The sequence below is a fragment of the Anaeromyxobacter sp. genome (genome assembly GCA_016718565.1).
Classification (GTDB): Bacteria; Myxococcota; Myxococcia; order Myxococcales; family Anaeromyxobacteraceae; genus JADKCZ01.
In genome coordinates this window covers 155,162-169,830 of sequence record JADKCZ010000003.1, presented here as the reverse complement: position 1 = coordinate 169,830, position 14,669 = coordinate 155,162, and the positions used below count along the sequence as shown (strand labels likewise).

Here is a 14,669-nt window from a genome sequence, read left to right as displayed (position 1 = left end):
CCCATGGGACTCGCCATTCACGCCGAGCAGGCCACCACGCCGCGCCCGGCCACGCTGGCCATCTTCTTCAGCCTGAAGTGCAACTACGCCTGCTTCTTCTGCCCGCGCCAGCACAACTCGACCTACACCGACCTCCCCTTCGAGCGGCTGGAGCAGCTCAGGCCCGCCATCCGCGACGCCACCATGGTGGACATCACCGGCTGGGGCGAGCCGTTCATGTACCCGCGCATCGCCGACGCCATCCGCTTCATCACCGAGGTCAACCCGCGGGACTGCATCAGCGTCACCACCAACGGCTCGCACTTCACCGAGGCCCACGCCGAGCTGCTGTCCAGGAACCTCCACCACGTCGTCTTCTCGCTCAACGCCGCCACCCGGGCCACCTACGAGCGCGACATGGTGCACGGCCGGTGGGACCACGTCCTCGGCAACGTCGAGCGGGCGCTCCGGCACATCCCCGGCTCCAAGGTCATCCTCAGCTTCGTGGCGCACCTCGGCAACATCGACGAGTTCCCGGAGTTCGTGCGGCTGGCGGCGCGCCTGGGCGTCACCACCGTGAGCCTGACCTCGCTCATCATCACCAAGCCCGAGCTGGTGACCCGCAGCCTGTGGTTCGACAAGGTCCGCGCCAACGCCGCCATCGACGAGGCCCGGCGCGAGGGGGCCCGGCTCGGCGTGGGCGTGGGGAGCCGGCGCTTCGACGGCACGCACCAGCCGCCCGCGCCCGGCGCCGGCTGCACCTCGCCGTACACCGAGACCTTCGTGGGGGTGGACGGCGAGGTGGGCGCCTGCTGCTTCGCCGGGAACCAGAAGATGGGCAACGTCCACCAGCTCGGCTTCGACGCGGTCTGGAACGGCGAGCGCTACCGCGCCCTGCGGAAGGAGCGCTTCTTCCCGGAGTGCAAGACCTGCTTCGCCCACGCCAGCCTGGACGACCTCACCACCCACCTGGACAAGCACCTGGGCGAGGAGCGCTACCAGCACCTGCCGCTGATCTCGGTGGTGGTGCCCCTCGACGCCGGCACCTCCGACGAGCAGCTGGACGCCTCGCTGCGCAGCCTGGCCTGGCAGACCTACCCGGTCCACGAGCGGGTCTTCGCCCTGGCCGGCGGGCGCGACGAGCTGCCGGCGGCGGTGCGGACCCGCCTGGAGGGGGAGCAGGGCGTGGTGCTGGAGGGGTGCGGCGCCGGGGCCGAGGCGCTGGCGCGCGCCGCCGGGGAAGCCCGCGGCGCCTACCTGGCGCTCTTGGCCCCGGGGACCTGCTGGCACCCGGAGAAGCTGGAGCGGCCGCTCAAGGCCTTCCTGGCGGCCGGCGAGGCCTGCCAGGTGGTGGGCCACCGCGCCCAGGGCACCACGCCGGGCGCGCCGCGCCACGGCGCGGTCTACCGGACCGAGGCGGTGCGCCGCGACCCGGCGGGCGCGGCGGCGGTCCTGGCCGGCCAGCAGCTGACCACCGACCGGCCGGACGTCCGGGTGCTGGGCCACCGGCTCGAGCTGCGCGTGCCCGGCATGCCGCTCGGGCCGCGCCACGCCTGGCTGGCGGCGGTGGCCCGCCGCCTCAACCTGGTGGGGGAGGCCACCTTCGCCGGCGGCGACGCGTCGGCGGCGCTGGACGCCTTCGTCACCGCCGCCGAGCTCTGCCCGAGCTACGCCGAGAGCTGGTCCAACCTGGCCATCCACGAGTGGGCGGCGTCGCGGCGCGCCCAGGCCGTGGACCTGATGGGCCGGGCCATCGCCCTCGAGCCGCAGAACCCGGCCTACCGGGACAACGCGCGCGTCATGCTGGCCCAGCTGTCGGCCGGGCGCTGAGCGGCGCGGGCCGGGCCTGGCGCCCGAGGCGCGAGGGCCTGGCCTGCCGCGCCCGACGCGCCGGCGCCGGGGTGAGGCCCCGCTCAGGCCTGCGGCTTGCGCCGGAACCAGAAGCTGCCGCTGCCGGACGGGCTGGCGACCGGGTCCCAGGCCGGGAAGGCGGCGCGGAAGGCCGGCAGCTGGTCGGTCATCAGCCAGGCCAGCCCCATGAGCACCTCGAAGCGGTCGTTGCAGGAGAGGAAGGCCTGCAGCAGGTAGGCCTCGGTCCAGAACATCCGGAACTTCGGGTTGGTGAAGTAGACCTTGGCGTACTCGAAGGGCAGCCCGATGTCGTGGACGTGCACGATGACCCCGGGGGCCAGGCGCGGCAGCACCTCCAGGAACAGGAAGTTCACGTCGCTGCCGGTCTTCACCATGTGGCTGGAGTCGATGAAGAGGAGGTCGCCGTCGCGCAGCGCCAGGAACGGCGCGAGCGCCGTCAGCTCGACCCGCTCGGCGATGAGCCGGGTCAGCCCGGGCAGGCTGGCCACCATGGCGCTGGGGTAGGGGTCGATGACGGTGTAGTCGGCCCGGTGCCCCTCGGCGGCCTCGCGCGCCAGGGCGGCGGCGATGACCTTGGACGACTGCCCCGAGCCCACCTCGATGATGCGGCGCGGGTGGTGGTGGCGGATGACGCAGTGCAGGCTGGCGGCGCAGCCGAAGCTGAAGCTGCCGTTCTCCAGGTGGAACTGGTGCGGATCGGCGGTGGGGGCCAGGGGCCAGTCGCACTCGTGGCCGTGGGCCCGCCCCAGCTCGCCGAGGTAGGCCACCTGCGCCTCGGGGCGGAAGTCGATGCCCGCCAGGTCGCTGCGCGCCTTGAAGACCCCGCGCCGCTCCAGGTCCGGGATGTCCGGGATGGGGGAGTAGAAGTGCACCGGCATGGGCAGGGCGCCGGCGGCCAGGCAGGCGTCGGTGCCCTCGCCGGTGACGGCCATGTGGTGGATGAGCTCGGGGAGCCGGCGCACCTCGATGAAGCCGGGCGGCGGGGCGGCCGGCTGGGGCGGCGGGGCCAGTCGGGCTGCGGGCGCCGGCGCGGCCGGCGAGGGGGCGGGTGCGGCGGCTGGCGCCGCGGCCGTGGCGGAGCGGCGCCGCGCCTCGGCCAGGCGGGAGAAGCGGATCCCCTCGCGGCCGCCCGAGGGGGCCCCCACCCCGGGGACCCAGTGGACCCGCCCGAAGGCGCGCAGGGTCTCCAGGAGCTCGTGGGGTCCCTCCAGGAGGATCACCTCGGCGCAGGTCGGCTGGCCGGAGCGCTCCACCAGCGCCATGACCTGCGCGGCCAGGTCCTCGAGCGGGGCGCCCGAAGGCGGCGCCAGCACCAGCGCCACCGGCTCGTCGGCGGCGAAGGTGGCCAGGTAGTCGGCCACCACCTGGCGCCAGGCGGCCTCTGCGGGGTCCAGCTCCAGCAGGAAGGCCTCGCGCTGGGCCGCGGGCACGGCGGCGGCGGGCTGGCCAGCGGTGAGGCGGTCGAGCAGCGGGTCGAGGGTGCTCATGGGGCGCTGGCCTCCAGGCCGCGGGTCCGGGTGTCCGAGATCATCCTGAGGTAGCGGCGCAGCGCAGCCAGCTCGCCGGCGTTGCCCTGCGCCTCCACCCGCGCCGCCTGCCGGTGTAGCAGGCCGAGCGGGTCGTGCGGCCGGTAGGTGAAGCCGCCGGGGGCCAAAGCCACCAGCGGCCGCAGGGCCTCGGCCACCACCTGCTCGGTGGCGGGGGCGGCCAGGGCGCGGCCGAGCTCGCGCTGCACCAGGGTCCGGGCCGGGGCCGGGGCCTGGGCCGCCCACTCCAGCAGCCGGTCCTGCAGCGCCGGGGCGTAGCCGCAGCGCGCCACGAAGGAGGCCGGGTCGAGGGCCACGCGCAGGGCCGCCACCACCGCGTGCAGGGCGTGGTCCGGGCGGTCGAGATCGAGCGCCGGGAAGAGCGCCGCCAGCGGGTGGCGGTTGAGGAAGGCGGCCGCGGCCCTGGCCGAGTCGTAGATGCCGGCCTCGGTGAACAGGGCGGTGCCCTGCCCCGGGTGGAGCCGGGTCACCGCGGTGGCCCGGTCCAGGAAGGTGGAGCGCACCAGGGCGCTGGCGCGCAGCCAGACGTCGTAGTCCTGCCCGTACCGGAACTCCTCGTCGAAGCCCCCCAGCGCCGCGAAGACGTCGCGGCGGAGCGCGATGGTGATGCCGTTGAAGTAGTTGATCTGCAGGAAGCGCAGCACCTGCTGCTCGGGCGGCGGGATGAAGGAGGCCACCGCCATGCCCGAGGGGGTGCGCCGCCCCGTCTCCTGCCAGAGCAGCTCGAAGTTGGTGTGCATGAAGCGCAGCGCGGGGTCGCGCCGGATGGCGTCGCGGTGCACCTCGAGCTTGTCGGGCAGGAAGAGGTCGTCGGCGGAGAGCCAGCAGACCCACTCGCCGCGGGCCTCGGCCAGCCCGCGGTTGAGCGCCGACGCCACGCCGCCGTTGGCCTTGCGGAAGGGCCGGAAGCGCGGGTCCTGCCGGGCGTAGCGGTGGGCCACCTCGGTGGTGGCGTCGGTGGAGCCGTCGTCCACCACCAGCGCCTCCCAGTCGCCGCAGGTCTGGGCCAGCAGGCTGTCGAGCGCGGCGGTGAGGAAGTGGGCCTGGTTGTAACAGGGCACCAGCACCGAGAACTGCGGCGCGCCGGCGGTGACCGGCGGGCGGGCCGGCCCGGGCGCCGGGGGAGCTGCGGCGGCGACGGCGACTGCGGCCGGGGCCGCGGCCGGCGGGGTGGGCGCGGGCGGGGTGGCGGCGGCCAGCCGGGCACCCCAGCGCGCCGCCAGCAGCGCCTCGTCGGCCGGCCAGGGCGCCAGGCCGGCGCCCCAGGGGGCCGTCACCTCGAGCAGGCTCTCCGCCACCTGCGCCAGCCGCGCCTGGGCGGCGGCCAGCCGGAAGCCCAGGTCGACCTCCGCCAGGCGGTCGCGGAAGGCGACGTCGAAGCCGCCCAGGCGCCGGAAGACCTCGGCCTGCACCACCAGGCCATCCGAGCAGCGCAGGCCGGCCGCCGGCTGCGCCGCGCCGAGCAGCGGATCCTGCTCGAAGGCGGCCAGCAGCGGCGCCAGCCAGCCGGCCGTCGGGACCGCGCCGTTGCCGAGGAAGGCCACCAGGTGGCCGCGAGCCAGCGCCGCGCCCTGGTTCCGGGCGCGCACCAGCCCCACCGGCTGGTCGGCCCGGACGGCCTGCAGGCCGGGCAGCCGCGGCAGGGCCAGGCCGGTCTCGTCGCTGGAGCCGTCGTCCACCACGATGGTCTCGGTGGAGAGGCCGCGGGTGGCCTCGACGAGCGCCAGCAGGGTGCGGAAGGTCTGCTCCCAGCCGTCGCGGACCGCGAGGACGATGGAGACGTGCGGTCGGCGGTCTGGTGAGTCCGGCATCGAGTCCTCGGGCGGCGGGCAGGGGGGAGTCGCGACGGCCCCCTGGCGCGCTGAAGCTCTGGTTGCAGGAACCCTGCCCGGTAGAAGGCGGAGCGGATCCGGTGGGTTGCCCGCCGGACGGGGCGTCAGGCGCTTGACGGGGCCCCGGCCGCGGCGGGGCCGCCCGCCGCGTCGTGCAGCCTGGCCACCGCCGCGCGCAGGTCCGGGGGGCCGCCGCCCCGCCCCAGCTGCAGCAGGGCCTGCCGGCAGGCCGCCCGCGCCGGCGCGGGGGCCCCGCCGAGCCAGGCCGCCACCCGGTCGAGCAGCAGGGGCTGCCCCGCGGCGAGCGCCAGGAGCGCGCCGGGGTCGGTGGCCACGCGCAGGGCGGCCGCCACCGCGTGGACCGCCTGGTCCGGGTGGTCGAGGTCGAGCAGCGGGAAGAGGTCCGGGAAGGTGTGCGCCTCCAGGAAGGCGCGGGCCGCCTGGCCCGCCTCCGCGTCCGCCTGGCGGGCCGCGGCGGCGCCCTGGGGCGGCCGGCGCACGCAGGTGTCGCGGTCGAGGAAGCGCGAGCGGAAGCGCCGGCTGAGGCGCAGCCAGAGGGCGTGGGCCAGCTGCCCGGGCGGCGCGTCGCCGAAGCCGCCGACGGCGTCGAGCACGCAGCGGTCCAGCACCACGCTGGCGGTGGCGAGGTAGCCCTGCTGCAGCAGCTCCAGCACCTGCAGGGGCCCCGGGGGCACCAGCTGCGCCGCGGGCGGGCTGGCCGGCTGGTCCGCCCCGCCGGACGGGTGGCGCCGCCGGTGGCCGGTGTGGGTGAAGCGGGCGGCCGGGTCGGCCCGCTCGGCCACCAGGTGGACCTCGAGCTTGTCGGGCAGGAGGCGCTCGTCGGGGGGGAGCCAGCAGATCCGGCGGGCCGTGGCCTCGGCCAGGCCAACGGCCAGGGCCGTCGAGAGGGTGGCGCCCGGGCAGGGGAGGGCGCGAAGGCGGGGGTCCTGCCCGGCCAGCCTGGCCAGCGTCGCGGCCGCGCCCGCGTCGGCGCCGTCGTACACCACCAGCGCCTCCCAGCGCGGCTCGCCCTGGCCCGTGAGGCTCTCCAGCGCCGCCGCCAGGTGCGGGGCCGGGCCCACCACCGGCACCAGCACCGAGAAGAGGGGCGCCCCGGGCGGCGGCGCCGGGCGGGCGTGCGCGGCCAGGTCCACGCCGGTGAGGGTGGAGAAGGCGGCCACCAGGGCGTCGCGCTGCTGGTCGAGCGACCACCGCCCGGCGGTCTCGAGGCCGGCCCGGGTCAGCCGGTCCCGCAGCGCCGCGTCGCCGAGCAGCCGCTCCAGGGCGGCGGCGATCGCCTCGGCGCTGCCCACCGCGGCGGCCAGGCAGTCGTGCCCGCCCTGCACGATCCCCTCCAGGCCGGGGTTGTCGCACTGCACCACCGGCAGGCCGCAGGCCATGGCCTCCAGCGACGGCAGCCCGAACCCCTCGTACCAGGAGGCGTTGACGTAGGCGTCGCTGCCGCGGAACAGGTCGCGCATCTCCGGGCCGCTCACCCGGCAGCGCAGCTCGCCGGTGAAGCCGGGGCCGCCCGGCTCCGGGGGCGAGAGCAGCGGCTCGCCGCAGACGTTGACCAGGTGCAGCCGCCAGTCCGGGCGGCGCCGCGCCAGCAGGGCCAGCGCCGCCTTGACCACGCCCACGCCCTTGAGCGGGTGGGTCGGGTTTCCGGCGCAGAGCACCGTCAGCCGGCCCGAGGGCGGCGGCCGCGGCCCGGGCGAGAAGAGCTCGAGGTCGATGCCGTTCGGGACCAGCAGCGACCGCTGCCCGTACTTGCGCTGGAAGTAGTCCAGGAGGTGCGGCGACACCACCAGCCGCTCCACCGGGAGCGAGTTGAGGAGATCGAAGGCCGCGTTGGGCGAGAGCAGCCCGCCCGGTGGGGGCGGGCCGTAGTGGAAGTCCTCGGCCCCCTGGCAGAGGTGCACGACGCGCCGGCCGCGGGTCGGCAGGTGCTGCAGCACCAGCGGCACCTCCAGCACCGAGTAGACCACCACCACCGGCTCCTCGATGGCGGCGTAGCGGACCGCCGGGTCGGGCAGGCAGTGGAAGCGGGCGTTCACCGTGGTCCAGTCGGGTGGGTAGTCGTCGGAGTAGACGGCCACCGCCACGCCCAGCTCGGCCAGCCAGTTGACCCAGCGGAAGAGGGTGAGGGTGCCGCCCCCCTTCACCGAGGAGGAGCGCACCGTGAAGGCCACCCGGGGCGAGGCGCCGGCGGCGGCCCCGGCCAGCACCGCGGCCGCCTCGCGCGGCTGGTCGTAGCCGTTGGCGAGGAAGTCGAGCAGATCGCCCGGCGTGACCGCCACGGCGGCGCCGGTGACCGGGTTCGGCAGCGAGGGCGCGCCCAGGGGCGCGGCGCACGGGAAGCGCGCCCGGCCGCCGAAGCGGTGCAGCCCCTCCTGGAAGGTGACGGCCAGCTCGAAGGTGCCGTCGTGGCCGGGGTCGATGGCGACGCTCGCCAGCAGCGCGGAGCCGCGCGGGGCGCGCGCCGCGGCCGGGAAGGGGGGGCGGGGCAGGGGCGAGGGGCTGGATGGGCCGCCACCCGCGGTGGCTGGCCGTGAGGCCGCGGCGCTGGCCCCATCACCCGCCTTGAAGGAACGCACAGTGGTCTCCTGGTTCGAGCTGGTGGGCTGGAGTGCTGGAGTGCTGGAGTGCTGGAGTGCTGGAGTGCTGGAGTGCTGGAGTGCTGGAGTGCTGGAGGCCCGGGGCCAGCGGTGCAAGTGGCAGGCCCGCCCGGCCGGCGCGCCATCCTGGCGGAATCGCGGCCACCGGCTGGCCCTGGTCCGTCCGAACGTCAAGCGGCTGACGGCGCGCCCTAGGCCTCCCCGGCGAGGGGACGCCTCGCGCCGCGCGGGGCTCCGCCTTAGGATGAGGACAGCCATGCCCAGCCTCCGCGCGCTCCTCTTCCTCGCCTGGCGAGCCCTGGTGGTGCAGCCGCTCAAGCGGCTGGCGCAGCGCGGCACGGGGCTCACCCGGTTCCTGGCCGCCTACGGCCCCGACGGCCTCGGCCCCACCCGGCCGGAGGACCGCGAGGTGGCCCTGCTGGCGGCCCGCTGCACCGGCTGCGGCCTGTGCGAGGCCGGGTGCCGCCTGCCCGACGCGGCGCCCGAGCTCAGGGCGCTGGGGCTGCCCGCCGTGTTCCGCCTGGTGGGGCGCCAGGCCGCCGACCTGCCGCTCGGCCGCGACCTGGTGCTGGCCTGCGCGGGCTGCGGCGGCTGCGAGCGGCTCTGCCCGGCCGGGGTGCCCATCGCCCGCGTGCTGGTCCACCTGGGGCGGCGGCTCGACGCGACGCCGCGGCCGGCCAGCCTGGCCTGAGCTCCCGTGCAGCCCCTCCTGATCGTCAACCCCGCCAGCGCCGCCGGCCGCACCGGCCGCCGCTTCGAGGACATCGCCCGCGCCGTGCGCGCCGCGGTGGGCCAGTTCGAGGCCCGCTTCACCACCGCGGTGGGCCACGGCGCCGCGCTGGCGCGCCAGGCGGCCTTCGAGGGCCGGCCGCTGGTGGTGGCGGTGGGTGGCGACGGCACCGCCTCGGAGGTCATCGACGGGCTGCGGCTCGGGTCCCACCGCGGCGAGTTCGGCTACCTGCCGCGCGGCACCGGCGGCGACCTGCGCCGCTCGCTGGGCATCCCGGCCGACCTGCACGGCGCGGCGCGCAGCCTGGCGGAGGCGGCGCCGCGGGTCATCGACCTCGGGGTGGTGGAGTTCACCGGCCACGATGGCGCGCCGGCGGTGCGCCACTTCGTCAACGTGGCCTCCTGCGGCGTCAGCGGGGTGGTGACGGATCGGGTCAACCGCTCCTCCAAGCTGCTGGGCGGGCGGCTCACCTTCCAGCTGGCCTCGGCCCGCGCGCTGCTCGGCTGGCGCGACCGCCGGGTCCGCTGGCGCGCCGACGGCGGCCCCTGGACCGAGACCCCCATCACCGCCTTCTCGGTCTGCAACGCGCGGTACTTCGGCGGCGGCATGCTGGTGGCGCCGCGGGCCCGCCTCGACGACGGCCTGCTCGACCTCACCATCTGGAGCGGGCTGGGGCTGCTCGACTTCGTGGTGAAGCAGCCGCAGATCTACGACGGGCGCCACGTGGCGCTGCCCAACACCCGCACGCTCACCGCCCGCAGCGTGGAGGTGGAGCCGCTCGACGAGGGGCCCGTCCTGCTGGAGGCCGACGGCGAGCAGCCCGGCCGGCTGCCGGCCCGCTTCCGGGTGCTGCCGGGGGCGCTGCTGCTGCGCGGGGGCGGGTGAGGCGGGGGCGGGCCGGCCTCGGACACCCTCAGGGCCCGAGCGGCTGCCCCCCGGCCGCGGCCAGGGCCGCCGCGCGCGCCCACAGGTGGCCGCCGTCGCTCGAGGGTGAGGTCTGGCAGGTGGCCCCGCTGCCGAAGGCCATCCCGGCGGCGCCGCTGGCCGCCACCCGGTCCGGGTGGTCGAAGAAGTAGTCGAGCTTGTTGTCCTGCCAGGCGCCGCAGGTGTTGGCGAGCGCCATGTTCCCCACCGGCAGCTGCCACCAGAGCACCCGCCGGCCGGCCCGGTCGGCCAGCGCCCGCGACCAGGTGAAGGCCTGGGTGAAGCTGGGCAGCGCGGCGTCGCCGGCGTCGAGCCAGCTGTCCCGCCCCTGCGTCTGGTACCACCCGGCGTCGCGGTCGGAGAGATCCACCACCACCAGGTCGGCGCAGTCGCCCCCGGCCGCCACGAGGAAGTCGGCGGTCTTGCGGGCCTCGGCCGCCACGTCGAGCGAGGCCCGGGCGTTCCCGACGCAGTCGAAGCCGCTGGCCCAGGGCGAGCCGTGCAGGCTGACCAGCGCGCCGGGGGCGTAGGTGCGGGCCATCGAGACGAGGCAGCGCCCCAGCCCGGCGATGGAGGGCTCGGCGGCGGCGCAGTCGGTGGGGTTGGCGAGCGGCACCTCGGCCGGCAGCCCGTGGGCGTCCACCCCGGCGGCCCGCGCGGCGTGCTGGGCGTAGCCCCAGAAGTCCGGCTCGACGTGGACGATGGCCGGGGTGCTCCCGAGCCGCTGCAGGAAGAAGCGGAAGTCGGCCAGGTAGGCGGCCATGAAGGCCCGGTCCCGCGCCGCCACCGTGACCTCCTGGGTGCCCTCCGCGATGCCGAGCCGCTGCTGGGCCGCCGGCAGGAGCAGGTAGTAGGTGACCATGGGGCGCAGCCCGGCGGCGCCGGTGGCGGCCGCGAAGCCGGTCACGAACTGGCCGGGCGGCTCCTGGTCCCACTGCCAGGTGCCCCACCACTCGGTGCCACAGCCCTCGGCCTTGGCGCGGCCCGGGGCCAGACAGGCCGCGTCCGGGGCCAGCACGCCGGCCAGGTACTGGTAGCGCAGGTCGAAGCCGCCGGCGGCGGACGCCGGCGGGTCGCCGGGATCCCCCGCGGCGTAGCCCACCGCGAGGTGGGACGGCAAGCCCGGGGCGGTGCCGGCACAGAGGAGCTGGGCGGCGGGGCCGGTGGGGCCCGTCGGGCCGGTCGGACCGGTCGGACCGGTCGGACCGGTCGGACCGGTCGGACCAGTCGGCACGGAGGTGGTGGCGCCGCCGCACCCGGCGAGCAGGACGGCCGCACAGAGCGGCGGGACGAGGCGGCTGGGGCGCATGGCGGGGAGCCTACCCGGGCCTGGAAGGAGCAGGCGAGGGCCGGGGTGGGACTGGCGCCGGAAAGGTGGACGTCGCAGCCACCACCCGCGCAGCGACCCTTCGGTGTTGTTCGGGCGCCCGAACAACACAAACGGGTGCCCCGGATGCCAGGCGGGATGCGCCTGGGCACCGGGGCACGAGGTGCGGCTCGGGAGCGCCCGCGCCGCCTGGGCCGCCTCGCGGGCGGCCGGCGGCGCGGCTCCGGCTACCTGGAGGCGTGCGGCTCGCGCTGGACCACGATCTCGACGCGCCGGTTGTTGGCCCGGCCCTCGGGGGTGGTGTTGTCGGCGACCGGCTGGCCCTCACCCATCCCGCGGGCGGTGACCAGGTCGGCCTGGTAGTCCTTGCCCACCAGGTAGCTGCGGACGGCGTCCGCGCGGGCCTGGGACAGGACCAGGTTCCTCTGGTCGGACCCCTGCGAGTCGGTGTGCCCCTCGACGACCAGGGTGCGCTCGCGGGTGGCCAGCAGCACCTCGGCCACCTGGTCGAGCCGCCGGCGCGCCTCGGGCAGCAGGGCCGACCGGTTGGAGGCGAAGAGCACGCTCCCGGAGAGCGTGATGACCATCCCCCGGGGCTCCTCCCTCACGGCGGCGAGCTTGGCCAGCGCGGCCTGCAGCGCGGCCGCCTGCTGCTCGGCCGCGGCCCGGGCCTGGTCGGCCGCGGCGCGGGCCTGCTGGTCGGCCACGGTCCGGGCCTGGTCGGCCGTGGTCCGCGCCTGCTGCTCGGCGGTGAGCCGCTCCCGCGCCACCGCGGCCTGCTGCTCGGCCGCCGCGCGCGCCTCCTGCTCGCTGGAGAGCCGCTCCAGCCTCCGCTCACCCGCGCGCTCCGAGCTCGCCAGGGCCTGGCGCGCCTCGCTCAGATCCTGCCTGGTCTCGGCGGCCAAGGCGCCCTGGGTGGCCTGGTAGTCGGCGTTGGCCCGGACCTGGGTCTTCTGCCCGGTGACGATGGAGGCCCTGGCCTCGGCGATCTCCGACCTGCGCTGGGCCACGTAGGCCAGGTCCCGCGTCCGGAAGGAGTCGGCGTCGTCCTTGAAGGACTTCTCCGCCTGGTCGAGCGCCTTCCTGGCGACGTGCAGGTCCGCCGGCGCGACGGTGGCCGCGCTCCCGGTGCTGGCGCGCCGGTAGGCCTCTCGGGCGCCGACCAGCTCCCTGGGAGCCGAGGAGGCGCAGCCGGCGAGGAGTGCGGCGCCGGCGATGATGGCGAGGAGTTGATTCAAGGTCATGGGGTGGTCCCTTTCGGTGATCGGGCTGGCAGGCTCACGGGGTCTTGGCGTTCTGGCGAAGCTGGCGAACGCGCTCCAGGGCCGCCCGGGCCTCCGACTCCTCGCTGGCCTCCCGGGAGAGCGCCACGGCCAGCTCGGCGTCGACCTCCGACCGCTCCAGCATGGAGGCGGCCTGGCCCCCCTCGCCCTTCGCCTCCAGCGCCTTGGCGTGCTCCAGCTCCTCCTTGGCGAGCTGCAGGTGGAGGGCGGCCCTGGGCACCGTGGGGGCGCCCACCTCCTCGGCGGCGCGGATCCCCGACGTGGACGCCTCGGTGCGCAGCGGCGCGTTGGCGCAGCCCACGGCGAGGGTGGTGGTCACGACGCCGGCGGCGAGCAGCGCGCTGGCGCTCCTGAAGGAGAGCTTCATGAGGTCCTTCCTTGCTGCGTGGACGGGCGCCTGGCTCGGCGCGGTTTCCCCGGTTCGGGGCGATGCGGGCAGTCCGGCTGCATGGAACGAACCAGGCCAGGTCTGGGCCCGATCGATGGCCCAGGCCTGGCCAGGCGGCCCATCGCTGGCCGCGAACGGCGTTTGCGGACGTTCGGCAGACGTCTTGGCCGGGTATCCGGGCGATCCCGCCGGCCAGCCGTCGCGACCACCCGAGCGCCCCGGGCGTGACCCGGCTCGCCTGGCGTCGGCTAGTCCGGCTTGTGGACCGCCCGGTGCTCGCGGTAGCGGGCCCGCACCCACAGGTACTCGTCGTTGCCGAGCAGGAGCTCGCGGGAGATGCCGCGGATGGCCTCCTCCTCGACGCCCGAGAGGTGCTGGTCGGCCGAGGCCACGCCGAAGAGGCAGTCGAGCACCGCCAGCTTCTCCTCGTGGGAGGCCAGCTCGCGCAGCTCGCGGGTGGCCAGGAAGCCGTGGGTGCCGCCGGCCAGCTGGTGCTGCTCGGCGGCCAGCCGCGCCACCAGCGCCGCCTGCTCCGCCGGCAGCTGCCCCCGGGTGGCCAGCTCGTGGCGGATGTGGCCGAGCTCGGCCTCGCTCAGCTCGGCGTCGGCGTGGGCCACCCGCGCCAGCACGAAGGCGAAGAGCGCCAGGAAGCGGGCCCGCTCGGGTCCCAGGGCCAGGAGCGGGCCCATCAGCACCTGGATGGCGTCCGGGTCGCGGGTGCGGTCGTCGGCGGGCGCCAGCCCGAGCCAGGAGAGGAGCGACATGGCGAGTCGATACCGCGCGCCGGCGCCCCGATCCAGCGGAACCGCGGCGCAGGGTCCGGGACCGGGCCCGGGTCCGGGTCCGGGCCCGGGAGGGCCGCGCCCCGGGGGCGCGGCCGGCGCTCAGGCCAGCAGCGACCGCTCCAGGATGCCGAGCCCCTCCTCGAACACCGCGTCCTGGATGGTGAGCGGGAAGAGGAAGCGCAGCACGTTGGCGTGCACGCCGCAGGTGAGCAGCACCAGCCCCTGCTCCAGCGCCCGGCCCTGCACCAGCTTCGCGAAGTCGGGGTCCGGCCCGCCGCCGCCCGGCTTCATGAACTCGGCCGCCAGCATGGCGCCGGGGCCGCGCACCTCGGCCAGCTGCGGCACCCGGGGCGCCAGCGCCGAGAGGCGCGCCGAGAGGCGCCCGCCCAGCAGGGTGGCGCGCTCCTCCAGCCGCTCCTCCGCGATGACGTCGAGCACGGCGTGGGCCGCGGCGGTGGCCAGCGGGTTGCCGGCGTAGGTGCCGCCCAGGCCGCCCGGCGCCGGGGCGTCCATCACCTCGGCCCGGCCCACCACGCCGGAGATGGGCAGCCCGGCGCCCAGCGACTTGGCCACGGTCATCAGGTCCACCTGCACCTGATGGTGAAACATCGCGAACATCCGCCCGGTGCGGGCGAAGCCGGTCTGGATCTCGTCGGCGATGAGCAGGATGCCGTGCTCGTCGCACTCGGCCCGCAGCGCCTGCAGGAGCTCGGGCGGGGCCGGGTAGAAGCCGCCCTCGCCCTGGACGGGCTCGATGATGATGGCGGCCACCCGGCGCGGGTCCACGTCGGCCTTGAAGAGCCGGTGCAGCGCCTCGAGGGAGTCGGCGGTGGTGACCCCGTGCAGCTTCATGGGGAAGGGGATGTGCCAGACGTCGCCCGGGAACGGGCCGAAGCCCACCTTGTAGGGCACCACCTTGCCGGTCAGCGCCATGCCCATCATGGTCCGGCCGTGGAAGGCGCCGCTGAAGGCCACGACGCCGGGCCGGCCGGTGGCGGCCCGCGCGATCTTGACGGCGTTCTCCACCGCCTCGGCCCCGGTGGAGAAGAAGGTGGCCTTCTTGGCGTGCCCGCCGGGGGTGAGCCGGATGAGCCGCTCCGCCAGCGCCACGTAGGACTCGTAGGCGGCCACCTGGTAGGCGGTGTGGGTGAAGGCGTCGAGCTGCGCCCTGAGCGCCGCCACCACCCGCGGGTGGCGGTGGCCGGTGTTGAGCACCGCGATGCCGCCGGCGAAGTCGATGTAGCGCCGCCCCTCCACGTCCCACAGCTCGCTGTTCTCGGCGCGTGACACGAAGAAGGGGGTGCTGATCCCGACGCCGCGGGGCGTGGCCGCCTCGCGCCGCGCCCGCAGGCTGGCGTTGTCGCTCATGTGGCCGATCTCCCGG

General features: G+C 76.4%; 11 protein-coding genes. 3 read left to right on the top strand and 8 right to left on the bottom strand.

Annotated features, from left to right (window positions below):
- Positions 1-3 precede the first annotated feature (3 nt).
- Complete coding sequence (locus IPO09_10890; GenBank protein ID MBK9517842.1) at positions 4-1,809, top strand: radical SAM protein; 1,806 nt, start codon at positions 4-6, stop codon at positions 1,807-1,809.
- Positions 1,810-1,892: 83 nt separating this feature from the next.
- Here IPO09_10890 and IPO09_10885 read toward each other — a convergent pair whose 3' ends face one another.
- From IPO09_10885 to IPO09_10875, 3 genes are all read right to left on the bottom strand, one after another.
- The gene (locus tag IPO09_10885) at positions 1,893-3,338 is read right to left on the bottom strand and encodes a class I SAM-dependent methyltransferase (GenBank protein MBK9517841.1); all 1,446 of its coding nucleotides are present in this window, start codon (positions 3,336-3,338) and stop codon (positions 1,893-1,895) included.
- Positions 3,335-5,209, bottom strand: a complete 1,875-nt coding sequence (locus IPO09_10880) for a glycosyltransferase (GenBank protein MBK9517840.1) — start codon at positions 5,207-5,209, stop codon at positions 3,335-3,337. Before IPO09_10880 ends, IPO09_10885 begins: the two co-directional genes overlap by 4 nt.
- Before the next feature lie 125 nt (positions 5,210-5,334).
- Positions 5,335-7,827, bottom strand: coding sequence for a glycosyltransferase (locus IPO09_10875; GenBank protein ID MBK9517839.1), 2,493 nt, complete (start codon positions 7,825-7,827; stop codon positions 5,335-5,337).
- 277 nt (positions 7,828-8,104) lie between these two features.
- Here IPO09_10875 and IPO09_10870 point away from each other — a divergent pair, with 277 nt between their 5' ends.
- Positions 8,105-8,539: a (Fe-S)-binding protein gene (locus IPO09_10870; GenBank protein MBK9517838.1), complete on the top strand. Its 435-nt coding sequence runs from the start codon at positions 8,105-8,107 to the stop codon at positions 8,537-8,539.
- Positions 8,540-8,545: 6 nt separating this feature from the next.
- Positions 8,546-9,463, top strand: coding sequence for a diacylglycerol kinase family lipid kinase (locus IPO09_10865; protein MBK9517837.1), 918 nt, complete (start codon positions 8,546-8,548; stop codon positions 9,461-9,463).
- Between the two features lie 28 nt (positions 9,464-9,491).
- Here IPO09_10865 and IPO09_10860 read toward each other — a convergent pair whose 3' ends face one another.
- The 5 genes from IPO09_10860 to gabT form a co-directional block, all read right to left on the bottom strand.
- Positions 9,492-10,622 (bottom strand): hypothetical protein, encoded by a 1,131-nt coding sequence (locus IPO09_10860; GenBank protein MBK9517836.1) that lies wholly within the window; start codon positions 10,620-10,622, stop codon positions 9,492-9,494.
- Between the two features lie 434 nt (positions 10,623-11,056).
- Entirely contained in the window at positions 11,057-12,073 is a 1,017-nt protein-coding gene (locus IPO09_10855) for a DUF4398 and OmpA-like domain-containing protein (GenBank protein ID MBK9517835.1), read from the bottom strand.
- A gap of 34 nt (positions 12,074-12,107) precedes the next feature.
- Positions 12,108-12,479, bottom strand: coding sequence for a DUF4398 domain-containing protein (locus tag IPO09_10850; GenBank protein MBK9517834.1), 372 nt, complete (start codon positions 12,477-12,479; stop codon positions 12,108-12,110).
- 269 nt (positions 12,480-12,748) lie between these two features.
- The gene (locus tag IPO09_10845) at positions 12,749-13,264 is read right to left on the bottom strand and encodes a TerB family tellurite resistance protein (protein MBK9517833.1); all 516 of its coding nucleotides are present in this window, start codon (positions 13,262-13,264) and stop codon (positions 12,749-12,751) included.
- A 120-nt stretch (positions 13,265-13,384) separates the two neighbouring features.
- Entirely contained in the window at positions 13,385-14,653 is a 1,269-nt protein-coding gene (gene gabT, locus IPO09_10840; protein ID MBK9517832.1) for a 4-aminobutyrate--2-oxoglutarate transaminase, read from the bottom strand.
- Between the last annotated feature and the right edge of the window lie 16 nt (positions 14,654-14,669).

Bases quoted from the DNA above. Each gene is read 5' to 3' on its own strand.
- IPO09_10890 (MBK9517842.1), top strand. From the start codon at position 4: ATGGGACTCGCCATTCACGCCGAGCAGGCCACCACGCCGCGCCCGGCC.
- IPO09_10885 (MBK9517841.1), bottom strand. From the start codon at position 3,338: ATGAGCACCCTCGACCCGCTGCTCGACCGCCTCACCGCTGGCCAGCCC.
- IPO09_10880 (MBK9517840.1), bottom strand. From the start codon at position 5,209: ATGCCGGACTCACCAGACCGCCGACCGCACGTCTCCATCGTCCTCGCG.
- IPO09_10870 (MBK9517838.1), top strand. From the start codon at position 8,105: ATGCCCAGCCTCCGCGCGCTCCTCTTCCTCGCCTGGCGAGCCCTGGTG.
- IPO09_10855 (MBK9517835.1), bottom strand. From the start codon at position 12,073: ATGACCTTGAATCAACTCCTCGCCATCATCGCCGGCGCCGCACTCCTC.
- IPO09_10850 (MBK9517834.1), bottom strand. From the start codon at position 12,479: ATGAAGCTCTCCTTCAGGAGCGCCAGCGCGCTGCTCGCCGCCGGCGTC.
- IPO09_10845 (MBK9517833.1), bottom strand. From the start codon at position 13,264: ATGTCGCTCCTCTCCTGGCTCGGGCTGGCGCCCGCCGACGACCGCACC.
- gabT (MBK9517832.1), bottom strand. From the start codon at position 14,653: ATGAGCGACAACGCCAGCCTGCGGGCGCGGCGCGAGGCGGCCACGCCC.